The following is a 23,065-nucleotide window of genomic DNA, read 5'->3' on the forward strand; positions in this document are numbered from 1 at the left end:
GTTCGCTTGCGTGCTTCTTTCTTGTGGTCGTGTGTCGCGTTGACGAGGCGTGTCGGTCACTACGTCTCGTCATCGTCTTCGAATGATGGAAACGCTGTGGTTCGCTTCCTTCATCGCTGGTGTTTATCGGCGGATCACGCGGCCGCCTTGAGTTTCGGCGTGTTCGGCTGCGACATCAGGAACTCCATCGCGGCGTGCAGACCGCTCTTGGCGACGGGCACGCCCGCGAGTTGCAGGCCCATCTCGACGCCTGCGAGCGTGGCCATCAGCGTGAGGTCGTTGCAGTCGCCCAGATGGCCGATGCGGAACATGCGCCCCTTCATCTTGCCGAGACCCGTGCCGAGCGACATGTCGAAGCGTTCGTAGATGACCTTGCGCACGGCATCGGCATCGATGCCGTCCGGCATCATCACGCCCGTCAGCACGGGGCTGTAGACGGACGGATCGACGCATTGAATTTCGAGGCCCCACGCGCGCACTGCGCGCCGGCATGCTTCGGCAAGGCGGTCGTGACGCGCGAACACGTTGTCGAGCCCTTCGCCGAGAATCATGTCGAGCGCTTCCGAGAGCCCGTACAGCAGATTCGTGTTCGGCGTGTACGGCCAGTAGCCGCTCTTGTTCATTTCGATGATTTCGGCCCAGTCCCAGAACGCGCGCGGCAGCTTCGCGTGTTTGCCGGCCTCGATCGCCTTCTGCGACACCGCGTTGAAGCTGATGCCGGGCGGCAGCATCAGGCCCTTCTGCGAGCCGGACACGGTCACGTCCACGCCCCATTCGTCGTGGCGATAGTCGGCGCACGCGAGGCCCGAGATGGTATCGACGAGCAGCAGCGCCGGATGGCCCGCCGCATCGATCGCACGGCGCACGGCGGCGATGTCGGACGTGACGCCCGTCGACGTTTCGTTGTGCACGACGCACACAGCCTTGATCGCATGCTGCGTGTCTTCGCGCAGACGCGCTTCGATCATCTGCGGCTGCACGCCGCGCCGCCAGCCCTCGATACCGGGCAGGCCGAGGAACTCCGGCTTCAGGCCGAGGTTGTCGGCCATCTTCTTCCACAGCGTCGCGAAGTGGCCCGTCTCGTACATCAGCACGTGATCGCCAGGGCTCAGCGTGTTCGACAGCGCGGCCTCCCAGGCGCCCGTGCCCGACGCCGGATAGATCACGACGGGCTGCTGCGTCTTGAAGATCTTCTTGATGCCTTCGAGCACTTTCAGGCCCAGCGCGCCGAACTCCGGACCGCGATGGTCGATGGTCGGATAGCTCATCGCCCGCAGGATGCGGTCGGGCACCGGGCTCGGGCCCGGTATCTGCAAAAAGTGGCGGCCTGCGGGATGAAAGTCGAGCTTCAGCATCGGTCGATCTCCTCGATTGAATTTTGCATGCAAAAAACTATAACAATGGATCATGTTTGCCCCAAGGCAGTGTTTACCCGTGTGTTTCCTAGAAAGGGTTCACATGCTTTAAAATCGGTGCATATCGCGCGAGGATTTTTGCATGCAAAATTCGGACATTGACGCAGGCGTGACACCGCCTCCCCTGATGCCGAAGGTCGAACGCCAGCGTCTGCACGACACGGTGGTCGAACACATCCGGCGCTTCATCGTCGAAGGCGTGCTGGAGCCGGGCAAGAAGCTGAACGAACGTGAGTTGTGCGAGACGCTCGGCATTTCGCGCACGCCGTTGCGCGAGGCGCTGAAGGTGCTCGCGGCGGAAGGGCTGATCGAGATCGAGCCGAATCGCGGCGCGTCGGTGTCGAAGATGTCGGAAGCGGAGATACGCGAAACGTTCGAGCTGATGAGCGGACTCGAGGCGTTTTCAGGCGAGCTGGCCGCCGAGCGCATGACGGCTGCCGAGCTGACGGAAATCAAGGCGCTGCACTATGCGATGCTCGCGTGCCGCACGCAGAACGATCTGGCCGGCTACTACAGCCGTAATCAGGCGATTCACGACAAGATCAACGAGGCCGCGCGCAATTCGGCACTGCGTCAGACGTATGTCGCGGTGAATCGCAGATTGCAGGCGCTGCGCTTTCGCTCGAACTTTCAGACCCCGAAGTGGGATCGCGCGATTCACGATCACGATGAAATGCTGAAGGCGCTGGAGGCACGCGACGGCAAACGTCTTAGCGCGATCTTGCGACAGCATCTGCTGGATAAGCGCGATGCCGTGTTGCAAATACAGTCGCGGGAGGATGCGGCAGCGGGGAAGTTGAGGGCTTGAAATGCAGGCTTGAAATGAAGAACGCACGGCGTGTTGCCGTGCGTTTTTTTATCATCGGATCACGAATCCATCACCCCTCCACCCGCCCCGTATGATCCTTCTGCCGCAACGACTGCGGCAGACCATACAGAACGATCAACGCGCAGATCAGGCTCAACGCGCCGATCACATACAACGCAGGCGTCGTGCTTCCCGTCACGTCGCGCACGCGCCCGACCATCACCGGGCTCACGATTCCGCCCAACTGTCCCAGCGTATTGATCAGCGCGATTCCGCCCGCGGCACCCGCGCCCGTCACGAGCTTCGGCGGCAGCGCCCAGAACGCGGGAATTGAAGCGATCACGCCCGCGCCGAGCACGGCGAGCGCGACCACGAGCATCACGGTCTGCTTGTCGAAGAAGCCCGCGGCAAAGAACCCGACAGCCGCCATCACCAGCAACACGCTCACGAACTTGCGACGCTCGCCCGATGCGTCCGACATCCGCCCCACCACCACCATGCAGATCGCGCCGCAGATATACGGCACGGCCGTCAGCAGACCGATGATCGTCGGGCTTTGCGTGCCGGCGCTGCGGATCAGATGCGGCGCCCAGAAATTGAGGCCGTAAGACGCGATCTGAATGAGGAAATAGACGAGGCCCAGCGTCAGAAAACCAGGTGTGCGGATCGCGCCGAGCAGCGAGTGACCGTGCGCCGTCGGCTGCGCCTGCTGCGCGACCTGAGCCGACAGATACGTCTTCTCGGTGGGCGACAGCCAGCCTGCATCGTCGATCCGATCCTTCAGCACCTTCAACACGAGAATGCCGAGCGCAACGCACGGCAAGCCGCCCAGCATGAAGAGCCAATGCCAGCCGCGAATGCCGAATACGCCGTCCATCTGACCGAGCACGAGACCCGAAATCGGCGCGCCGACCAGACCCGAAAACGCCGATGCGAGAAACAGCAGCGACGTGATACGTCCGCGATAGCTCGCCGGAAACCACAGCGTCAGATAGTAGAGCACGCCCGGCGCAAAGCCCGCTTCCATCGCGCCGATCACGAAGCGCAGTCCATAGAACTGCCACTCGTTCGTGACGAAGACCATCGCAGCCGTCGCGAGTCCCCATGAAATCATGATCCGCGCGATCCACTTGCGCGCGCCGACCTTGTACAGAAGCATGTTGCTCGGCACTTCAAAGAGCACATAGCCGATCACGAAGAGACTCGCGCCAAGGCCATACGCGGTATCGGAAAAGCCGAGATCGCTTTGCAGCTGGAACTTCGCGAAGCTGATGTTGATGCGGTCGAAGAATGCGAACAGGTAGCAGATCATGATGAGCGGCATCAACCGCCACGCTACCTTCTTGATGATGTCGGCTGTCGCCGATAGCTTGTCGTCGCGGCCGTCGGCCGCTACTGCGCCTGGTGTGCTCATGTTTTGTCTCCTATGTCGACCGGAGTTGGCGCTTCAGCGCCTTACTCCGGTCCCATGCAAAGCGGTCGACGGAAGTTCACGCTTTAGCGCCTTACTCCCGTCCCATGCAAAGCGGTCGACGGAAGTTCACGCTTTAGCTGTCGACTGGAGTTAGTGCTTCAGCACTTACTCCAGTCCCATGCAGAGCACTCACTCCCGTCCCACGTGTTGTTGTCGAAGTAAATGAAATGCGTCAGATGGCCCGCACGTAATCGGGCACGGGATGCACGTCGCAATTGCGCCCTGCCTTCATCAGTTGCCCCGGCACGTCGTGACCGAGCAGTGCGGGCAGCGTGCGCGACAACGCGATCAGCTTCTGCAAGTCGATGCCCGTCGGAATGCCCATTTCATCGCACATGTTGACGAGGTCTTCCGTGCAGATGTTGCCCGACGCGCCCGGCGCGAACGGGCATCCGCCAAGGCCGCCGAGCGCCGCGTCGAACCGGCGCGCGCCCGCTTCGTATGCGGCCAGCACGTTCGCTAGACCGAGGCCGCGCGTGTTGTGAATGTGCAGCGTGAGCGCGTCGGCAGACACGCGTTGCAGCATGCGCTTGACGAGGCGCGCAACCTGGCGCGGGTTCGCCATGCCCGTCGTATCGGCGAGCGTGATGCCGGTGATGCCCATTTCACGGTACGTGTCGACGATCGACACCACGCGGTCTTCGTCGATCGCACCTTCGAACGGACAGCCGAATGCCGTCGCGACCGTCGCGTTCAACGACACCGTCAAGTGCCGCGCGAGCCGCACGATATCGCCGAATGCATCGAGCGACGCTTCGCAGCTCATCCGCATGTTCGCGCGGTTATGCGTCTGGCTCGCGGACATCACGAGGTTCAGCTCGTCGGCGCGCGCAGCGAGCGCGCGCTCGGCGCCCTTCACGTTCGGAACGAGCGCAACGAAGATCACGCCTTCGCGTCGCTGGATTTGCGTGAAGACCGCTTCGCCGTCGCGCAGCGCGGGAATCGCTTTCGGCGAGACGAACGAGCCCGCTTCGATGCGCGTGAAGCCCGCCGTCGACAGCTGATCGATCAGCGCGATCTTGTCGGCCGTTTCGACCCACGTCGGTTCGATCTGCAAGCCATCGCGCGGCGCGACTTCCTGCACGATCAGCTTGTCGAACCGGATATCGTCGTCAAAATTCATTGCACGGCTCCTTCGCGGCGCAGCCGCTCGATTTCGCTTTGTTCATAGCCGAGATCGGCCAGCACGCTCGACGTGTGCTCGCCGAGCGTCGGCCCTTGCCAGCGCACTTCGCCGGGCGTCTCGGACAGCTTCGGCGCGATGCCCGGCATCTTCACCGACGCGCCGCCCGGCAAGTCGGCCTTCAGCAACATCTCGCGGGCCTGATAGTGCGGGTCGGCGACGATGTCGGCAACGGAGTAGATGCGGCCCGACGGCACTTCCGCGCCTTCGAGCGCAGCCAGCACGTCGTCGATCGAATGATGCGAGGTCCACGCGGTAATCGCGGCATCGAGCATCGCGGTCTGCGCGACGCGGCCATCGTTGCGGGCAAGCGCGGGATCGTCGGCGAGATCGGGGCGGCCGATCACATGCATCAACCGCTTGAAGATCGGGTCGCTGTTGCCCGCGATCACGACGAAGCCGCCGTCTTCCGTGCGATATGTGTTCGACGGCGCAATGCCCGGCAGCGCGCCGCCGCTGCGTTCGCGCACATGGCCGAGCAGATCGAATTCGGGCACGAGGCTTTCCATCAGGTTGAACACGCTCTCGACGAGCGACACGTCCACCACCTGTCCGTCGCCCTGCCCTGTCTTCACGCGCAGCACCGACATCAGCGCGCCGATCACGCCATGCAGCGACGCGAGCGAATCGCCGAGGCTCACGCCGACGCGCGCCGGTGCGCCATCGACATCGCCCGTCGTGTAGCGGATGCCGCCCATCGCTTCGCCGATCGCGCCAAAGCCGGGACGATCGCGATACGGGCCCGTCTGCCCATAGCCGGAGATGCGGACCATCGTGAGCTTCGGATTGATCGCGTGCAGCACGTCCCAGCCGAGACCGAGCTTTTCGAGCGCGCCAGGGCGCAGGTTTTCGATGATGATGTCGGCGTCGGCGGCGAGACGCTTGACGACGTCGGCGCCTTCCGCCGACTTGAGATTCACGCAGATCGACTTCTTGTTGCGCGATTGCAGATACCACCAGAGCGACGTGCCCTCATGCAGCTTGCGCCATTTGCGCAGCGGGTCGCCCGTTTCGGGTGCTTCGATCTTGATGACTTCCGCGCCGAACTCGGCGAGCAGCCGCGCGGCGAACGGCGCCGCGATCAGCGTGCCGATTTCGACGACGCGGATACCCTGCAACGGACCACTCATGATGTTGTCTCCAATCTGAATTCATGTTGGAGACAAGGTTAGAAGCGCGGCCGCCGCAGCGTCCAACCGCATTTCGCCAACGACCGTTCGCGGTTCGCGAACGCTCCGTGCTAAGGCTTGCTGGACAAGGCTTCGACTGAACGCAGATGGTCGAACAAGAGCTTTGCGACGGGCGAAAGACGCGCCGCGTTGCGCGTGACGATGATGAGATCGCGCTCGGCCCAGTCGTCTTCGAGCGCGACGCTGACGAGGCCCAGAGGCCGCCCCATGATGCGATAGACGTTGATCGGCAGCACGCCGACGCCCATGCCCGCCTGGATCATACGGCACACGGCGTCGAAGCCCGGCACGTGGATGCGCAGCCTGAGCGGCTTGCCCGCCTGGCGCGCGGCCATGTGCGTGCGCGCGTTGATCGAACTGGCCGAATGCAAACCGACGTGATCGCTATCGAGCGTTTCCGCGAACGCGACGCTCGTGCGTTCCGCGAGTGGATGATCGTCGCGCATCACGACACACAGCGCGTCGTGCCGATAGTGCGTCGCTTCGAGGCCGCGCGCGTCCGCTTCACCGGAACAGATGCCGAGATCGGCGAGACTGTCCGCGACGGCTTCGACCACACCGCCGCTCGGCCGCTCTTCGAGATCGATCTTCACGCGGTCGTTGACGGCGAGAAACGCGCGCAAATCTTCAGGCAAGAATTCGACGATCGCGGAGAGGTTCGCCATCATCCGCACGTAACCGCGCACGCCGCTCGCGTGGCCCGCAAGCTCGATGCCGATGTTTTCGATGCCGCGCATCACGCGGCGCGCGTGATGCAGCAGCGTTTCGCCTGCGGGCGTGAGCGTCATGCCGCGCGCGTTGCGCTGAAAGAGCGTCGCGCCGACCGCCTGCTCGAGTTCGAGCAGACGCTTGCTGGCTGCCGATACAGCGATGGCCTCGCGTTCGGCGGCGCGCGTCAGCGTGCCTTCCTCATAGACGGCGATGAAGAGCTGCAAAGTCGTGAGGTCGAGGCGGCGGTGGAGGTTCTTCAGGGTCATGGCGAATACGATGACGCGCAGTCTCGAAACTGCAATGCGTGATATTGTGCCGTGACCCCGCTTCGAATGCTTTCGGTGGAAACATCTCCGCTATTCGCGCTGCGCGGCGTGGCTGCCTGCGCGTCGGCCTCAAAAGCGGTTTTGCTATCCTGTGCGCTCTCTTCAACGCGTTGCCTGCGAGGTCATCGAATGCCGAGCGTCGCCATAGCGATCTTTCCGGGCGTCCAGGCGCTGGATGTCGCCGGTCCCGTCGATGTCTTCTCCGAAGCGAACGGCTTCATCGACGGCAACGACCGCTATCAAGTGACGCTGCTCGCCGCCGACACCAAGCCGATGCGCGCATCGAACGGCATCACGTTCATCGCCGACGAAACGTTCGACCAGAAGCGCTCGGACTTCGATCTCGCTTTGATCGCCGGCGGCCCTGCGTTGCCGGAGAATGTGCCCGATCCGCGCCTGACGGACTGGCTCGCGAACGTCGCATCGCAATGCAGGCGCTATGGCTCGATTTGCACAGGCGCGTTCGCGTTGGGTCACGCAGGGCTGCTCGACGAGCGCAACGTGACGACGCACTGGCAGCACGCGCAACAACTCGCGACGCAATTCCCGAAAGCGCGCGTCGACTTCGATCGCATCTATCTGCGCGACGACCGTCTCGTGACGTCGGCGGGCGTGACGGCGGGCATCGATCTCGCGCTTGCGCTCGTCGCCGAGGACCACGGCCCGCAGACCGCGCTGAAAGTGGCGAAGCGCCTCGTCGTGTTCTCTCAGCGGCAGGGCGGGCAATCGCAGTTCAGCCCTTATCTCACCGCGCCCGCCGACGAAACATCGCCCGTCGCAAAGGTGCAGGCGCACGTGATGACGAACATCCGCGAGAACTTCACGGTCAAGCAACTGGCTGACGTCGCGGGAATGAGCGCGCGCAATTTCGCGCGGATCTTCGTGCAGGATGCGGGCGTGACGCCGCATGAGTTCGTCGAGCGCGCGCGGATGGACGCGGCGCGCAAGCTGCTGGAAAGCAGCGGCGCGGCGCTCAAGACCATTGCGTACGATTGTGGCTTCGGCACGGCCGACCGCATGCGCATCGTGTTCACGAAGCGCATTGGCGCGACGCCGAAGCAATACCGCGAGCGCTTCCGGCAAGAGTGAGTGCCGCGTGAGAAAATGTCCGGCACATCCACGGCTCTTTAGAACCTCGACATGAACGCTACCACTTCTGTTCGCGCCATCGTCACCGGTCATACGCGCGGCCTCGGCGCGGCGCTCGCCGAACAACTGCTCGCGCAAGGCATCGCCGTGCTCGGCATTTCGCGCTCACGCAATGACGCGCTCATCGGGCGGCAAGATTTCGAACAGGTCGAAGTCGATCTGTCGAATGCGGAACGCCTCACGCAATTCCTTTCCGGCGACACGTTGCGCAACTTCCTGAAGGGTGCGCAATCCGCGCTGCTGTTCAACAATGCAGGCATGGTGCAACCGATCGGTCCCGTCGAAGGGCAGGACGTCGCCGCGATCGCGCAAGCCGTCACGCTGAACGTGTCCGCGCCGTTGATGCTTGCAAGCGCATTCGCCGCCGCGAGTCCCGATGCCGGCGACCGGCGGATCGTCCATATTTCCAGCGGCGCCGCGCGTCATCCGTACTCGGGCTGGAGCATCTACTGCGCGACGAAGTCCGCGCTCGATCATCACGCGCGCTCCGTCGCGCTCGACGAAAACCGCGCGCTGCGCATTTGCAGCGTCGCGCCGGGCGTCGTCGATACGAACATGCAGGCGGAGATTCGCAGCACAGGGCTCGACAAGTTCCCGATGCGCGAGAAGTTCGAGGAACTGAAGCGCAGCGGCAAACTGTCGACGCCGGAAGAGTCGGCGGCCAAGCTGATCAGCTATGTGTTGAGTGATACGTTCGGCGCGGTGGCGACTGCGGATGTGCGGGAGTTGCCGCAGTAAGCGCGCAGTCGCGTAGTGCGGAAGTGAAGTCCCGAAAAGCCTCACCTTTGCGTGAGGCAAACCTGATTGGGGACTTCATGAACAGCCCCATTGCGAGCTCGCCGCTCTTCAGAAAAACGCAAAACTACCGGGAAATTCGGGGCTTTTCACGCATTCTTTGTAGCAGCTATCCTGCTTGGGGTGCGTGACAAGCGCTCCGGAAGACTCACTCCCGAATATCCTCACCTCAAAGCATTCGGACCGCGATACGCAAGTCGGGAAACTCAGTATCGGTCGATGTCACGGTTCAGCATCTTGAGGCGCGTGCGCCCGTCCGGCGTAAAGTGCGTGCCGAAGCGCACGAGCCCTTCCTTGCGCAAATGACACGCCATCGTAAAGCTCAGCAGCATGCCCGGCGCGGGCTCTTCGATGCTGATCTCGATGCTGGACAGACGCGGTTCGTATTTGAGCAGCGTGGCCTCGATCTCACGCCTGAGCTTGTGCGCCGACGCCGGCAAGTGCCGGTATATCTCGGACAGGTCGTCGAGCCCATAGTCGGGCAGATGCGCGAGACCGTTGCGGCGGCTGTTCAAGATCCGATGGATGTTGTCCTGCACGGACAGAAACGTCTGAGTATGCGTGTCGAACTCGTCGATGGCGACGCCATTTGCGAAGTGTCCCGTCAACATCTCGAAGAGTCCGGGGCCACCCCGATTCATACCGTTGCCTCTATTTCGAGCGGCTCTTCTTCGAAATCGACGGTCACGCCGTCCGCCTCGCTGCACGACAACCGTATCCTGTTGGGCAATCTGCCCTTCGCCGAACGCAGCAGCAGTTCGCGCGACAGCACAGGCAGAATCTGCTGATCGAGCAGGCTGTCGATGTTGCGTGCGCCCGAGTCCGGCGTCTGACACGCGCGCACCAGTTCATCGATCAACGTATCATCGCAGGCGAGCGAGACTTCGAAACGCCTTGCAATTCGTTGCGCGACCTTGTCGAGCTTCATCCGAACGATGGTCGCGAGCGCCACTGCGGACAGCGGCCGATAGATCACCGTCTGAAAACGCGCGAGCAACGCTGGCTGAAAGTGTTCGAGCAGCGCCGGTCGGGCTGCTTCCATCAGCATTGCATCGCTGACCGGCTCATCGCCCGAATCCGGCGGTGCTTCGCCAACGCCTTCATTGTCGGCTTCCCGCGCAACCTCACCCGCAGCCTCTTTTGCGGTGTCGATCGCGGCCATGATCCGCTCGCTGGCCAGATTCGACGTCATCAGAATCACCGTGTTGCGAAAATCGATGACGCGTCCCTCGCCGTCACGCATGAAGCCCCGGTCGAAGACCTGATAGAACAGGTTCAACACGTCGCGATGCGCCTTCTCCACTTCGTCCAGCAGGATCACGCTATACGGACGCTGACGCACCGCTTCCGTCAGCACGCCGCCCTGGCCATAGCCGACATAGCCAGGAGGCGAGCCCTTCAACTGCGAAACGGTATGCGCTTCCTGATACTCCGACAGATTGATCGTGATGAGTGCGCGCTCGCCGCCGAACATCAGGTCGGCGAGCGCGCGCGCCGTCTCCGTTTTGCCGACGCCCGACGGGCCCACCAACAGAAATACGCCAAGCGGCGATTCGTCCGATTTGAGGCCTGCCTTCGCCGCGCGCAGACACCTGCCGAGCGCGGCAAGCGCCTCGTCCTGCCCCACCACGACGCGCGCCAGCCGTGTTTCCAGTTCAAGTATCGTCGCGAGTTCGTCTTCGAGCAGACTGCCGACGGGGACGCCCGTCCAGTCGGCGATCACATTTGCAATCGACGCCTCGTTGACCTCCGCATGAACCAGTACGTCACCGCCGTGCTGCGCGAGTGCGGCATGCGCCTCGCGTATGGAGAGCTGCAATGCGTCGCGCGTCGCATCGTCCGATGCCGTTCGCCATTGCTCGCGCAACGCGACGATACGCGCAGCCGTTTCCCTTTGTGTAGCGAGCATGGCTTTCAATGCCCGCAACTCGATGCCCAGTTCGCGATGCCGCGAATCGATGGTCTTGACGCGCTCGCTCACGTCCGCGGATGCCGCAGCCTGATCTTCGAACAGCGCCTTGCGCTCGACCTCCAGCGCCGCGCTCTCCGCCTCGCGCGTGGAGATTGCCAAAGGCGTCGCCTCGCAACTCATCCGCACGCGGGCGGCTGCGGTGTCGAGCAGATCGACAGCCTTGTCCGGCAGTTGGCGCCCCGTCAGGTACCGCCGTGACAACCGCACGGCAGCCACGACGGCTGCATCGGTGATATGCACGTGATGGTGCTGCGCGTAGCGCTCCTTCAGTCCGCGCAGCATCAGACAGGCGTTGTCGTCGTCGGGCTCGTCGACCTTGACCATCTGGAAACGCCGTTCGAGCGCGGCGTCGCGCTCGAAGTACTGCTTGTATTCCGACCATGTCGTCGCAGCGATGGTCCGCAGTTCTCCGCGCGCAAGTGCGGGCTTCAGCAGATTTGCCGCGTCGGCACCGCCCGCGGAATTGCCCGCGCCGATCAGCGTGTGTGCTTCGTCGATGAACAGCAGGATCGGCACCGGCGATTGCTGTACTGCTTCGATGACGTTCTTCAGGCGCTGCTCGAATTCGCCCTTCACGCCTGCGCCCGCCTGCAAGAGTCCGAGATCGAGGGTCAACACGGTGACGTTGCGAATCGCGAGCGGCACGTCGCCTTGAGCGATTTTCAGCGACAGCCCTTCGACGAGAGCCGTCTTGCCGACTCCGGGATCGCCCACCAGAATCGGATTGTTCTTGCGCCGGCGCGCGAGGATGTCGACCATTTGACGGATCTCGACATCGCGTCCGAAGACGGGATCGATGCGTCCTTCTCGCGCCTTCTGCGTAATGTCGATCGTGAATCGCGAGAGTGCATCGTTCGAGTGCTGCCTGCTGACCGGGTGACGATCCGCATGCTCCGCGGGCGCCGCCGGCAACGCGTGATCGCCTCTGGATGAAGAGCCGGTAGGCTTTGACTCCACTTGCGACAGCGTCGTCCCATTCGCGCGTGCGCGCGGCGCCTCGACGGAAACACGGTCCAGCTCCGGCATGAGCCGCTCGATCTGCGCAGGCGATACCGATAGCAACGCCCACGCATCCGTCGCGCGAAGCAGTGAAGGAATATCGGCGAGCGCGGCCAGCAGATGCGCCGAGCGAATGACGGCATCGCCCGCGCGCGACGTTTCAAGCGATGCCCGCATCCACGCGGCTTCTAGCAATTGCCCGAGACGGTTGGACAATCCTGGCTTGCCGCGCAACTCATGCGGCAGCCGGTCGATCGCGTCCAGCAGACCGTTCCAGATCGCGTCGACGTCCAGTTCATAGCGTCGCAGAATCGCGACGAGATCACCATCGCCGAGTTCGAGCAACTTGATGAGCCAGTGCTCGACCTCGATGTCGCGATGGGCGCGCGTTTCGCACAGACTCGCTGCATCGGCGAGCGCTTGCGCGCAATGATCGTTGAGACGACGCAGGAACGGGGAAAAATCTCGGGCAATCATGGCAGAAGTAAAACTGGGAGGGGAGCCGGTCCGAGCGACCGGACCGGAAACGATGACGGCCTCCGAACAGGCCTAAGCGGGGAGGCCCGTCACGATGCGGCGCTTACGAGCGCTCGTTCCACGTGTCGGCGTGGATGATGTTGCCGTCCTTGTACGACCAGGTGATCTTCTCGTAGCGCAGTTCCACTTCTTCGAGATGGTTGTGCTTTTCGAAGTCGGGGATCTTGATGTCGAGCATCTTCGGTCGCACGGCCACGACCTTGACGTTGTCGAGCTTCGTGTTGAAGTATTCCTTCTCCTTGCCCGCATCGTCGATCTTGTACCACTTGATTTCGACCGACTTCAGCGTCTGGCCGCTCGTCACCGCCTTGTACAGGTACGGCGTCGACGCATCCGTTTCCTTCGTGAAGGTGATCGGCGCGTGCACGCGGGTGCCCGTCAGCTTGCCGGTGTTGCCGTCGGTCGGAATGTGGATGCCGTGATCGAATGCGACCACCTCGACGCTGCCCTCGCGATCGTGGACGGTGACCGAGCCCTTGATGTCGGCGCCACCGTCATCCTTCAGCCACATGTATGCGGGAATTGCCATTTCTTCTTCTCCTTCTATGAGCAGGCCGGATGGCCATGGGTAAAACCGTTGCCACGATCGTCGCGGCAGTCGGGTACTAACGTGATCTCGACGCGCCGGTTTTGCGCGCGTCCCGCGTCGGTATCGTTGGAAACCTTTGGGCGGGTGTCGCCGTAACCCTGAATCGCGAATCGCGTGACGGAGATACCGGAGGCGTCCGCGAGCCAGTCGCGCACGGCTGCGGCTCGTGCCTCGGACAGCATCAGGTTGCTGGCCGGGCTGCCGACCGAATCCGTATGGCCGGCAATCAGCACCCGTTTGTCCGGATGCCCCTTGATCATCTCCAGCGCGCCGACGAGAGCCCGGTTCGAGCCGGCCTTGAGCTTCGAACTGCCGCTGTCGAAGAGCGACATGCTGTCCAGCTCGATCGTCGATGGCGGTGGAGCAGGCGGCTGATAACTTGCGATCAGGCGGTTCGCGAGCGGCAGCAACGGCGCACCGCGATAAAGCCCGAGACCGAGGCGCGGCGGCACGCCCATGCCTGCGTATCGTTCAAGCTGGTCCCGATCCTGTTTGACGGCCGCGAGCGCGTCCAGGCGCGCAGCGTCCAGCGCGGGCGGAATTGCCTGATAGCGCTTCATGTCGGCCGTCACGTGTGCGACCAGCGCGCGGTTCTGCCACGCCGAAGCCGCCGCAGCCGCGCAAAACCACACAGCGAGCCACGCGAACGCATGGACGAGCGCACCCGGCAACGCGCGACGAACGGGCTGCGGCGCAATTCCACGAATGAGCGGCAGCGGCAATGGATATCGCTGCGTGATGCCCGCGCCGGCAGGCACGTCGAGCGCGGTCCTCGCGGCGACGGATTGCGCATACAGCGAGTCGCGCGCACTCTGACCGGCCACCGCCGTGACACCGAACGCGTTCAACGTCAGCGCCTGCGCGCCGCGCTGCGTGTCTTGCAGCGGCGGCAAGACGGCTTCGCAACCCCATCGCACGATCGCTTCCAGATGTGCAGCCACGAATGCACGCGGCTGCCGGTCGTCAGGCTGCGCCCGTTCGACGAATGCGCCGAGCGATTCAGCAATTTGCTCCGCCGTGGTGTGCATGTCCAACGCGGTCGAGCCGGACACGCCGAACCAAGGGTAATCGGATGGTGTCTGCCGGTTTTCCATCCCGTATAACGCGACGCACGCGGGCAACCGGTAGCCGAGCGCCCGGCACGCTTCGTGAATCGCCACGCGCCAGCGCTTGAGCGCGGCTTGCAACGTGATGACGCTCGTCGCGTCGTCAGCCGTCATCAGCCACGCAACGGCATCTGGCCCTTGGCCGCCGCGCCAGCGCTTGAGAGCGTCCGCGAGATGCATCAGCCGCGACGGGTCATCGTGGCGCACCCATATGGCTGCTTCCGTCACGATGACGGAGCTCTTGTCGAACACGCGCGAGAGCACGCTGCCCGATTCGCCGATGGTCAACACGAGCGGCGTATTGCGCTTGATGTCGGCGGGCAACGATGCGAGCGCGGCGTCGATGGAACGCAGAACATGCTGAGTCGACGCACGCCGTTCGCGCATGCGCCGCGTGAAGAGCGCGATGCAAATCAATGCTGCGAGCACTATCAGCGAAGCGCACGCGACGTTCCAACCGGCTGGCCATGGCGAAAAAAGCGCGAGCCAGATTAGCGGTAGCAGCGCGATCCAGACAAACACAGACCGCCAGGGATAACCGGACACGACGGCCACCATCAGCGCGCGAGGTTTTCGATCGACGCGGACAGCCAGCGATCGAGCATCAGATAGAGCACGCCTGACACGACGCAGGCGGCGGCAACCCATGCCAGTGCGTTCATGCGGCGATACCAAGGGCGCGCATAGGGTGCCGTCACGATCACGGTCGTCGTCGCAGGATCGGCACGCTGCCAGCCACCGCGCTCGAGCCGATCGTCGATCGAGCGCATCAGCGCGGAGCGCGCTTCCTCGCCGTCGAGCGCGAACCGGCCCTTGAAGCCGAGACTCAGCACCGCATTGAACACGGCAAGCAACGTCAGCGAAGGCTGCCGCTCTGACAGCCGCCGTTCGATACGGCGGATGAGTTCATCCCCTGCATCATGGCTGCGAAACTCTGCAACCTGCAAAGGCTCCCGCTCCCATTGGTCTCGATCGTTGCCGTTCAGACAACGGAGGGTGACTTCGTCCAACAATGCGCACTGCGCGTACGCCGCGTCTTCGACGACGTCCGCGGGATGTCCCTTAGCCGACATCTGTTTGCGAAGATGCGCAACCTGTTCTTTACATGTTCGCCGGAACCCGTCGTACGCCCCCGGTACGCCGTCCTGCATGAGTTGAGTCACCAGCAGCGCCGTGTCGCGCAACGCGACAGGCAGCACATGGAAATCGGGTTGGTTTTCCGGATGCAAAGCGTTCGTCATGTCGGCAGCACCGCATAAAGCTCGAGCGATACATCCGGAATCGACGCCGGTATGTAAAACTGGCACGCGCGCGCAGCGAGCATCCGGGCGAATGCCGGATGCGAGCCATCGAGCGCGAAGTACTGGTTTTCGATGCGGACAGGGATCGCGGCGGGCAGACGCGACATCGTGCGCAATGGGATGCCAGGCAGCGCCGAATTGACGATCTGTTCGACTTCATCGGGAGCACCCGCCTTGCAAAGACGCGGCACATGATCGAGCAGCTGATGCGCGGGCAGGCCAGCCTGCACCGACAGGTAATAGTCCGCGCCTTCGACAAGACGCTCGTCGTTGAAGCGGCCCACCCAGACTGTCGGCTTGACGCGTTCGAGCACCACGGGCACGACGCGGGAAGGAATGACCGTGTCGAGCAGCGTGCGGATCAACGACTCCAGTTCGGCGAACACCGGTTCCGGCGCGCGATGATCGTATGCGGGAATGGCCTGCAAGGATTCCGTCGTCGAAAAAGTCAGCAGCGAGCCGGCAAGACGCGCCAGCACGCCATACAGTCGCTCGGGATGCTGATTTGGCGCCTGGCATAGGCGCGCGAGATCCGGCCACGTCGTGTTGACGCTATGCAGCAGCCAGAAGAGCGACACGTCCGCGACGGCGTAGTCCGCGATCTGGTCCGAGCGCTCGCGGCGACGCACCGCGAGACTCGCACTCTTCGCGAGCAGAATCTCCGCGAGCCGGTTCATACGCGCGAGCAGCTGCTCGTTCGCCGACAACACGAGACAAGGCGGAACGAACGATGTGTCGAATTCGAAACGCCCTTGTGCGTTGCGCACGATGCGACCGATCGGACAAGTCACGTAATCACCGGCCTGCTCGAAATCGAATAGCAACGCGAGTGCGTGACGCTCGACGCTGATCTCTTCCTTACCTTCGCCGTTGACATCGACGACCCTCAAGTATTCACGCAGAAAACGGCGCGGACGGGCGGGCCGTTCACCGTCTTCGATACAATTGCCGCCCTGCGCATCCATCAGCGGCAGACCGATCAATACGGTTGCGGCGTCGAGCTGTGCCGGCACTTCGGCAAGATCGCGAGACGGCGGCAGTCGATCCGATGTTTCCGAATCGATATAAGTTCCGTCGGGCAACCGCGCAGCGAGCGAAGTCAACTGCAGCCGGCTGATCGAGAGCGCGTGCGTATCGAAAGCAACGTGAGTCACGCCCCACGGATCAGGACTTGCAATGCGTGCCACGCGCTCGTCAGCAAACCGGTCCCACATGGCCTGCTGCTGAAAGTGCTGCGGGGTCATGAAAATCCCCTGAGCCCACAACGGTCTCGTAATCTTCATCATGCCTGCTAGTGTGCGAAATGGCGCTCGGTTACGCGATACAGAGCCGCTTAAAAGTTCTGGACTGCACAGCGCCCCTCGGACGTCGCGCAGTCTGCGCTGTCTGAAGCAGCGTGATTAGTTCTTCGCCTTGGGCATTTGCGAAACGAGCGACAGGTTGATGTCCATGCCCTCGATCTGAAAGTGCGGAATGATGAAGAGCTTTACGCGGAAGAAGCCGGGATTGTCCTCGATGTCTTCCACTGTCACCTGGGCTTCGCGCAATGGATGCGACGCCTGGAGATCGTCGCCCGGGTCGGTCATCTCGGTGACGAGCGACTTGATCCACGTATTCAATTCGAGTTCGAGAAGACGCCGGTCTTTGGTCGTGCCGATGTTTTCGCGCTGAATCAGCTTCAGATAATGTGCAATACGCGACAGGAGAAAGATGTATGGCAAGCGCGCGTTGACGCGGCTATTCGCGGTTGCTTCCTTGGTATCGAACACAGTCGGCTTCTGGGCCGAATGCGCCGAGAAGAAGCACGCGAAGTCGTGATTCTTATAGTACGACAGTGGAATGAAGCCGAGATTGGCGAATTCGAACTCGCGTGTTTCGGGAATCAGCACTTCACTCGGAATCTTCGCCTGATTGCCAGTGCCGAGATCGTACAGATGGATCGGCAGATCTTCGACCAGCCCGCCGGCCTGCGGACCGCGAATCTGCACGCACCAGCCGTTCTTGATAAAGCTCTTCACCATGTTCGCCGCGAAAGCGAACGACGCGTTGGCCCACAGATAGCGGCTATGGTCCAGACCCTTGACGGATTCCGTGTAGTTGAATGCGCGCACGGGAACCGTGTCTGCGCCGTACGGCAGACGCGCCAGAAAGCGCGGCAATGTGAGGCCGATGTAGCGCGCGTCATCGGATTCGCGGAAGCTCTTCCACTTCAGATATTCGGCGCGATCGAAATAGTTGCCGATGTCGCGAATGCTCGCGACTTCTTCCATCGTTTCCTTGCCGAAGAACTGAGGCGAGACGGAGCCGATGAACGGCATGTGAGCAGCGGCCGACACCTTCGCGATGTTGCGCAACAGTGCGATATCCTGCGGACCGCGGTCGAATTCATAATTCGAAATGATCGAGCCGATCGGCTCGCCACCCGGTGTGTCGTACTCCTGGATGTACGTGTGCAGATAGAGCCCGCTCTGAATGACTTCGGGGGTGTCTTCAAAATCTTGGCGCAGTGCGTCCTTGGACACATCCAGCACTTCGATCTTCACGTTCTTGCGGAAATCCGTTCGATCGACCAGAAACTTGAGCCCGCGCCATGCCGATTCGATTTTCTGGAACGTCTCGTCGTGCATGATCGCGTCGAGCTGACGGCTGATCTGCTGATCGAGATGCTCGATATGGAAATCGAGCAGGCTTCGGTCCAGACGGTCGACGTGCTGCGACGAGTCCTTGATCATCTTCAAGAAGACGTTCATCGCCTGCGCAACGCGCTCGTCCAGCGACGATTCCGACAACGCGTCCGCGCTCTGGAACGACTCGAATGGCCGGGTAGCTGTGACGGGCTTCAGATTGATCTTCTCGCACAGCGACTCGTAGACGCTCTTTCCCGGCGCGTCGAGTACAACAGTGTCTGCCTCAGCCGTCTCGTGAATACGTGTTTCGTTCTTTGCCATGATAGTTCTGCTCTTCTTTTGATTGCCTGGACCTTAGGCGGCTTCTGAACTTGATTCGCCGATTTTTGAAAGATCATCGCGCAAGCGATCGGACAATGCGGGGTCTTTCAGGATTCGTTCGAGCTCGCGGCGGAACGTGGCGTTATCGAGCAGATTGGACTTCAGGTCGCGAAGCAGATTGCGAGCCGACATCAACGCACGCAATTCAGGCACCTTGCTGGCGACGTTCTCCGGCTTGAAGTCGTCCATCGAACGGAATTCGAGATCGACGGGCAATTCCGAGCCGTCGCCCGCGAGCGTGTTCTCGACTGCAATGCGGGCTTTGGGTGCATGATCGGAAAGTACGGCGTTGAAGTTGTTCTTGCTGATACTGACTTTCGCGCGTTCCGCAAGCGGACGCCTGTCCTGACCGTTACTGTAGTCGCCCATCACGAGCAGCTTGAGCGGCAACTCGACCTTCTTCTGTGCGCCGCCCGTATGCAGGTCGAGTTTCAAATTGATGCGTGCCTTCGGCACCTCGTTCTGGAAACTTTCGCTCATGTCTACGTCCTTAATCCTGTTTCATATTAGTTAGGATTCCACATCCTGCCGCTTATATTTGTAGCACAACGAAGGAGTTGGAGAGAATCGAATTTTCCGATGTCGCGTGAAATTTTGTAAAACCCAAGTAATCGAAACAAAAACACGAAATGACTACTTCACAGCAGGACCTATAGCGTTTATCGTTTCGTCCAAAACGCGTGTGTGTATCAATTTGATATTATGGATTCCTGTTTATATTAGGATTCGTGGTCACGGGAGCGTAATAGCATGTCAGACATCTTGGAGAAGATTGGCATTTCGCAAGCAGCGCCAAGCCCTGTAACGGGCAGGCAAGCCTATTTTCTTGACGTATTGGGCGCCGGGAATGCAAGTGGGTTGTCCGTGGTTTCGTTCGAAGCTGTTGAGCGGTTGGGTGAACCTTACTACATCACCATCGCGCTCACATACCCTGACGAACTTTCTCGCGCGGATTATCTCGGCAAGAACGCGACCTTCTCCATTGTTCCCGGTGACTCGCAACCCCGGAAGTTTTCCGGCTGGATCACGCGCTTCTCGAAACTGAAGACCACGAAAGACTTCACCAGTTATGAGATCGTCGTCGAGGCGCACCTGTCGAAGCTCGCCTGCGTTCGCACGAGCCGCATCTATCAGCATCAGACTGCGCCCGAGATAATTGAATCGGTACTGCGACAGCACGGCTTTCAGGGTCATCAGTTCCGGTTCCGGCTGCGCCGACAATATCCGCAGCATGCCTTCAGGATGCAGTGCCAGGTCAGCGATCTAGCCTACATCCAGATGCTCATGCAGAAAGAAGGCATCTGGTGTCGCATCGCCGAGGACGAGCACGGCGATGTCATTCATTTTTCCGACGACATCGACCACTATGTTTATCAGCCTCAGCTCAATGTGCCTTATCGGGAGACAGCCGGGCTCGAAGCCGGTATTGAGGCCCTCTACGGTTTGAGGATGCATGCGCACAGTGTCGCGCAAGGCTATACCGTTGCTGATTACAACCCCGATCAGGCGTGGGAGCGCTTCAAGGCTGAGTCCAATGTCGCGAGCGACGATGCCACGACCTATGGCAAGCCTTATATCTACGGCACGAGCCATCTCGATGCCGATGGCGCGCAGTGGGAAGCGCAATTGCGTCACGAGGCGGCGATTGCGTGGCAGCTCGTCTATGAGGGCGAGAGCAATGTGCTCGCGCTGCAACCCGCGCGCATTCTGCATGTCGATGCGCCGCTTGTAGACGCACCCGACGGGCAGGTGGTTATCGAGGTAAAGCATCACGGTGCGAGAGACGACGCTTATACCAATACCTACAAGGCGATTCCTTCGGGACGCCGCTTCCGGCTCAAGCTTGATGAGGAGGCGTGGCCGAAAGTCACCGGCTCACTCAGCGCGCGCGTCACGTCGCCGGGCAGGTACAAGTATGCATATTTGACTCAGCAAGGTTATTACGTCGTTCGCTTCGACCTGGATTTCGACGAATGGAATCCGGGCGGGGAAAGTGTGCCGTTGCGGCTCGCGAAGCCGTTCGCGGGTGCGCTGCAGACAGGGTTTCACTTTCCGGCCCTCGATGGAACGGAGGCTGTCGTGGAGTTCCGCGATGGCAATCCGGACAAGCCGTATATCGCAGCATTCCATCATAACAGCCAGGCCGTCGATCACATCACCAGCGACGACCGCTGGCTCTCGCGCAATGTCATCCGTACGCAGAGCAACAACAAGCTGCGCATGGAAGACTGGGAAGGCCAGGAGGGGATCAAGCTGTCGACCGAGCACTCGGGAAAGAGTCAGCTCAATCTCGGGTATCTGGTCGATTCAAAGAAGCAGAAGCGAGGGGAAGGGTTTGAGCTAAGGACGTCGGGGTATGGGGCGATTCGTGCGGGGAAGGGGCTGTATGTCACGGCATATGACCAATCGCGTGCGACTGGTCAACAGTTGGATATGCAGGAGACTGTCGCCCAATTGGAGAAGGCTCTGGCCATTGCTCGTGCATTGGCAAGCTCCACCGAGCAAGCGACAGCGGTCCCCGCGGACGTGGATTCACAAGCGAATGCGAAAGAAGATTTAAGCAAGCTCTCGGGGCAAGCCTTGTTAGCCAGCGCGCCTGCTTCTGTCGGACTCGTGTCCGAGCGCAATATCCAAATGGCGACAGCGGAAGATATCGCCGCGGTCGCTGGCAAGAGCGTCGACATTAGCGCAGCAAAGCGGTTCACGGTCGCTGCGGGCGATTTAATCTCACTTTGCGCACACAAGTTAGGCCTCAAATTGTTCGCGGCCAAAGGAAAACTAGAAATCCACGCGCATGACGACGGACTCGATCTGTTTGCTGAACGCCAACTTCGTATAGCGAGCGCAAATGAGAATGTTCTGATCAGTGGAAAAACGAAGACCGTTGTAGCCAGCGGCGGTGCATGCGTCAAGATTGAGAACGGCAGCGTCGAGATAATTTGCCCAGGCGATTTTCGAATCAAAGCTGCGTCTTTTGCTTTTGAAGGACCGGCAAACCTGAATCCTGGCCTGCCGTCGCTTCCCAAAAGCAAACTGAGCCCGCCCGACGACAGTTACCTTCTTTCGAACTAGTGTCATGATCATCAGCCCTCCGCTTCTGCCGACAGTCGGCGCAGCCACCACTCCAGATCCTTTGATGGACGCAGTTGATGCATTTGCACTGAAACACGGAATCTATCCGGTCGCGTTCGATCGGCGTTGGCATTGTGGTCAGCACTTGGATTCGGGCGATCAGCACTCCACCGTGCACGCCATCGCCGACGGAGAGGTCGTAGCCTATCGGGTTTGTCAGTCCGCCGTATCCGATGGAACGGGGCAATCCAATAGCAACGCCGGCTTTGTTCTCCTCAAGCATTCAACCGAGACGGGGGAGAACCGCTCCCTTACCTATTATTCGCTGTACATGCATTTGCTGGACATCGATGGAATGAATGCCTTGGGAATCCATCCTCCAGCAGAGAATAGCGATCACCGCAAGCCCTACGATTTGGCGTCGTGGCTGCTTCATGATACGGGCGGCGCAGTATCCGGAGGCAACAAACACGTGCATCGAAAGGATGCCATCGGATACGTTGGCAAATGCCATGGTGTTCAGCAACTCCATTTCGAAATCTTCATGACACAGCCAGATTTCGAAGCGTATTTCAAGCAGACGCAACTCGGGCGCACGAACGTCACAACGCCGGCCGGAACGGACTATTGGGGCCATAGCTATTACGTCATTCCTGCGGGACGGACATTTCTGTCAATGCCACCCGGAACGGGTGCGGACCAAAAGTTACACGGAATCAAATTTGCACCCGGTCAAGGTGGACGAAATGCGTTGACGCTGCATGTCGAAGTGCATTTCCATCGTGGCGACAAATACACGAACGTATGGAGCGTTGCTGCCGACGGATCGCGCACATTGCTCACCTCGCAGTCAGATCGAGAGATCAACTACGAATACGATCTCTATAAGCGAGCAAGTTCGCTATATCCATCCTGCCCAAGCGACGGATACGAATTGCTTCGCTTTGGCCGTATTCTCAGCGCAAATCCAACGTTGGCGTCGACCGCACAATCTGGTGTCAATCCTCGCGCGACGTGGCTTCTGGTGACATTTGCTGCGGGACAGAAGGGTTACATCGATGTGAGCAATGAGGCGGTTCAAAAGCTTTCGGACGCCGACTTTCCGTTCTTCACGGGTTGGCAAAAGGTTAGCGACGCGAACACACCGTTTGATAGCGACGGACTGTGTGACGTGTCGAAGCTACGAGAATTGATTCAGAGCGCCAAAGCAACCGAGACACCTGCAGAGAAGCAAACTCCGGATGTGGACATCTACCGCGAGAACGAAGAACTCAGTCGCTACGTAAACGATCCGTCAAACCAGGGAATCTCTGCAAAAGTCCTGGCACTGACGTGAGCGTGAACTATCCTGGGATGGGGATACTTCAAGGAGCGGCGAGATGACACAGCTTGGTCTTGGTCTGGATCTGTCGACGAAGCGCACCCGCAAG

General features: G+C 61.0%; 18 protein-coding genes. 5 read left to right on the forward strand and 13 right to left on the reverse strand.

All coding sequences use genetic code 11. The features are described 5' to 3' along the window. Window positions 1-134: 134 nt before the first annotated feature. Window positions 135-1,355, reverse strand: a complete 1,221-nt coding sequence (locus AB4Y32_RS17915) for an alanine--glyoxylate aminotransferase family protein (protein ID WP_368722615.1) — start codon at window positions 1,353-1,355, stop codon at window positions 135-137. Window positions 1,356-1,497: 142 nt separating this feature from the next. Between AB4Y32_RS17915 and AB4Y32_RS17920 the strand changes: the two genes are divergently transcribed. After that, window positions 1,498-2,223, forward strand: a complete 726-nt coding sequence (locus AB4Y32_RS17920; RefSeq protein WP_368722616.1) for a GntR family transcriptional regulator — start codon at window positions 1,498-1,500, stop codon at window positions 2,221-2,223. A gap of 70 nt (window positions 2,224-2,293) precedes the next feature. Here the strand turns inward: AB4Y32_RS17920 and AB4Y32_RS17925 are convergent, their stop codons facing one another. The 4 genes from AB4Y32_RS17925 to AB4Y32_RS17940 all read right to left on the reverse strand — a co-directional run bounded on the left by AB4Y32_RS17925 (window position 2,294) and on the right by AB4Y32_RS17940 (window position 7,047). Then, window positions 2,294-3,637, reverse strand: a complete 1,344-nt coding sequence (locus AB4Y32_RS17925; protein WP_368722617.1) for an MFS transporter — start codon at window positions 3,635-3,637, stop codon at window positions 2,294-2,296. 232 nt (window positions 3,638-3,869) lie between these two features. Next, window positions 3,870-4,820 carry a hydroxymethylglutaryl-CoA lyase gene (locus AB4Y32_RS17930; protein WP_368722618.1) on the reverse strand — a complete coding sequence of 317 codons (951 nt, stop codon included), beginning with the start codon at window positions 4,818-4,820 and terminating at the stop codon, window positions 3,870-3,872. Further along, a complete protein-coding gene (locus tag AB4Y32_RS17935) occupies window positions 4,817-6,010 on the reverse strand; it encodes a CaiB/BaiF CoA transferase family protein (protein WP_368722619.1) in 1,194 nt (397 codons plus the stop codon). The genes AB4Y32_RS17930 and AB4Y32_RS17935 overlap by 4 nt, the downstream gene beginning before the upstream one ends. 110 nt (window positions 6,011-6,120) lie before the next feature. Next, the gene (locus AB4Y32_RS17940; RefSeq protein WP_368722620.1) at window positions 6,121-7,047 is read right to left on the reverse strand and encodes a LysR family transcriptional regulator; all 927 of its coding nucleotides are present in this window, start codon (window positions 7,045-7,047) and stop codon (window positions 6,121-6,123) included. 189 nt (window positions 7,048-7,236) lie between these two features. Between AB4Y32_RS17940 and AB4Y32_RS17945 the strand changes: the two genes are divergently transcribed. Further along, the gene (locus AB4Y32_RS17945) at window positions 7,237-8,196 is read left to right on the forward strand and encodes a GlxA family transcriptional regulator (protein WP_368722621.1); all 960 of its coding nucleotides are present in this window, start codon (window positions 7,237-7,239) and stop codon (window positions 8,194-8,196) included. A 51-nt stretch (window positions 8,197-8,247) separates the two neighbouring features. Continuing rightward, window positions 8,248-8,994 carry an SDR family oxidoreductase gene (locus AB4Y32_RS17950; RefSeq protein WP_368722622.1) on the forward strand — a complete coding sequence of 249 codons (747 nt, stop codon included), beginning with the start codon at window positions 8,248-8,250 and terminating at the stop codon, window positions 8,992-8,994. A gap of 263 nt (window positions 8,995-9,257) precedes the next feature. Here the strand turns inward: AB4Y32_RS17950 and tssE are convergent, their stop codons facing one another. The 8 genes from tssE to tssB all read right to left on the reverse strand — a co-directional run bounded on the left by tssE (window position 9,258) and on the right by tssB (window position 19,043). Next, window positions 9,258-9,692 carry a type VI secretion system baseplate subunit TssE gene (gene tssE / locus AB4Y32_RS17955; RefSeq protein ID WP_368722623.1) on the reverse strand — a complete coding sequence of 145 codons (435 nt, stop codon included), beginning with the start codon at window positions 9,690-9,692 and terminating at the stop codon, window positions 9,258-9,260. Then, a complete protein-coding gene (gene tssH, locus AB4Y32_RS17960) occupies window positions 9,689-12,499 on the reverse strand; it encodes a type VI secretion system ATPase TssH (RefSeq protein WP_368722624.1) in 2,811 nt (936 codons plus the stop codon). Before tssH ends, tssE begins: the two co-directional genes overlap by 4 nt. Window positions 12,500-12,602: 103 nt before the next feature. Beyond that, on the reverse strand, window positions 12,603-13,088 hold the full coding sequence (locus tag AB4Y32_RS17965; protein WP_368722625.1) for an Hcp family type VI secretion system effector: 486 nt from the start codon (window positions 13,086-13,088) through the stop codon (window positions 12,603-12,605). Window positions 13,089-13,102: 14 nt separating this feature from the next. After that, window positions 13,103-14,812 carry an OmpA family protein gene (locus AB4Y32_RS17970; protein ID WP_439899803.1) on the reverse strand — a complete coding sequence of 570 codons (1,710 nt, stop codon included), beginning with the start codon at window positions 14,810-14,812 and terminating at the stop codon, window positions 13,103-13,105. Beyond that, window positions 14,812-15,438 carry a DotU family type IV/VI secretion system protein gene (locus tag AB4Y32_RS17975; protein WP_368722627.1) on the reverse strand — a complete coding sequence of 209 codons (627 nt, stop codon included), beginning with the start codon at window positions 15,436-15,438 and terminating at the stop codon, window positions 14,812-14,814. The genes AB4Y32_RS17970 and AB4Y32_RS17975 overlap by 1 nt, the downstream gene beginning before the upstream one ends. Before the next feature lie 53 nt (window positions 15,439-15,491). After that, on the reverse strand, window positions 15,492-16,838 hold the full coding sequence (gene tssK, locus AB4Y32_RS17980) for a type VI secretion system baseplate subunit TssK (protein ID WP_368722636.1): 1,347 nt from the start codon (window positions 16,836-16,838) through the stop codon (window positions 15,492-15,494). Window positions 16,839-16,955: 117 nt separating this feature from the next. Continuing rightward, on the reverse strand, window positions 16,956-18,503 hold the full coding sequence (gene tssC, locus AB4Y32_RS17985; protein WP_368722628.1) for a type VI secretion system contractile sheath large subunit: 1,548 nt from the start codon (window positions 18,501-18,503) through the stop codon (window positions 16,956-16,958). A gap of 33 nt (window positions 18,504-18,536) precedes the next feature. Further along, the gene (gene tssB / locus AB4Y32_RS17990) at window positions 18,537-19,043 is read right to left on the reverse strand and encodes a type VI secretion system contractile sheath small subunit (RefSeq protein ID WP_368722629.1); all 507 of its coding nucleotides are present in this window, start codon (window positions 19,041-19,043) and stop codon (window positions 18,537-18,539) included. A gap of 270 nt (window positions 19,044-19,313) precedes the next feature. On the opposite strand from tssB, the gene AB4Y32_RS17995 reads away from it, so the two are divergent. Together AB4Y32_RS17995 and AB4Y32_RS18000 are read left to right on the forward strand one after the other, a co-directional pair. Further along, the gene (locus AB4Y32_RS17995; protein WP_368722630.1) at window positions 19,314-21,635 is read left to right on the forward strand and encodes a type VI secretion system Vgr family protein; all 2,322 of its coding nucleotides are present in this window, start codon (window positions 19,314-19,316) and stop codon (window positions 21,633-21,635) included. Window positions 21,636-21,639: 4 nt separating this feature from the next. Further along, a complete protein-coding gene (locus tag AB4Y32_RS18000; protein WP_368722631.1) occupies window positions 21,640-22,971 on the forward strand; it encodes a M23 family peptidase in 1,332 nt (443 codons plus the stop codon). The last annotated feature ends 94 nt before the right edge of the window (window positions 22,972-23,065 follow it).

This window comes from Paraburkholderia phymatum, assembly GCF_040965635.1.
GTDB lineage: Bacteria > Pseudomonadota > Gammaproteobacteria > Burkholderiales > Burkholderiaceae > Paraburkholderia > Paraburkholderia phymatum_B.

Coding starts and splice junctions, on each gene's coding strand:
- AB4Y32_RS17920 (WP_368722616.1), top strand. CDS start 1,498: ATGCAAAATTCGGACATTGACGCAGGCGTGACACCGCCTCCCCTGATG.
- AB4Y32_RS17965 (WP_368722625.1), bottom strand. CDS start 13,088: ATGGCAATTCCCGCATACATGTGGCTGAAGGATGACGGTGGCGCCGAC.
- tssH (WP_368722624.1), bottom strand. CDS start 12,499: ATGATTGCCCGAGATTTTTCCCCGTTCCTGCGTCGTCTCAACGATCAT.
- tssC (WP_368722628.1), bottom strand. CDS start 18,503: ATGGCAAAGAACGAAACACGTATTCACGAGACGGCTGAGGCAGACACT.
- tssB (WP_368722629.1), bottom strand. CDS start 19,043: ATGAGCGAAAGTTTCCAGAACGAGGTGCCGAAGGCACGCATCAATTTG.
- AB4Y32_RS17950 (WP_368722622.1), top strand. CDS start 8,248: ATGAACGCTACCACTTCTGTTCGCGCCATCGTCACCGGTCATACGCGC.
- AB4Y32_RS17970 (WP_439899803.1), bottom strand. CDS start 14,812: ATGGTGGCCGTCGTGTCCGGTTATCCCTGGCGGTCTGTGTTTGTCTGG.
- AB4Y32_RS17925 (WP_368722617.1), bottom strand. CDS start 3,637: ATGAGCACACCAGGCGCAGTAGCGGCCGACGGCCGCGACGACAAGCTA.
- tssK (WP_368722636.1), bottom strand. CDS start 16,838: ATGAAGATTACGAGACCGTTGTGGGCTCAGGGGATTTTCATGACCCCG.
- AB4Y32_RS17995 (WP_368722630.1), top strand. CDS start 19,314: ATGTCAGACATCTTGGAGAAGATTGGCATTTCGCAAGCAGCGCCAAGC.
- AB4Y32_RS17940 (WP_368722620.1), bottom strand. CDS start 7,047: ATGACCCTGAAGAACCTCCACCGCCGCCTCGACCTCACGACTTTGCAG.
- AB4Y32_RS17915 (WP_368722615.1), bottom strand. CDS start 1,355: ATGCTGAAGCTCGACTTTCATCCCGCAGGCCGCCACTTTTTGCAGATA.
- AB4Y32_RS17945 (WP_368722621.1), top strand. CDS start 7,237: ATGCCGAGCGTCGCCATAGCGATCTTTCCGGGCGTCCAGGCGCTGGAT.
- AB4Y32_RS17935 (WP_368722619.1), bottom strand. CDS start 6,010: ATGAGTGGTCCGTTGCAGGGTATCCGCGTCGTCGAAATCGGCACGCTG.
- tssE (WP_368722623.1), bottom strand. CDS start 9,692: ATGAATCGGGGTGGCCCCGGACTCTTCGAGATGTTGACGGGACACTTC.
- AB4Y32_RS18000 (WP_368722631.1), top strand. CDS start 21,640: ATGATCATCAGCCCTCCGCTTCTGCCGACAGTCGGCGCAGCCACCACT.
- AB4Y32_RS17930 (WP_368722618.1), bottom strand. CDS start 4,820: ATGAATTTTGACGACGATATCCGGTTCGACAAGCTGATCGTGCAGGAA.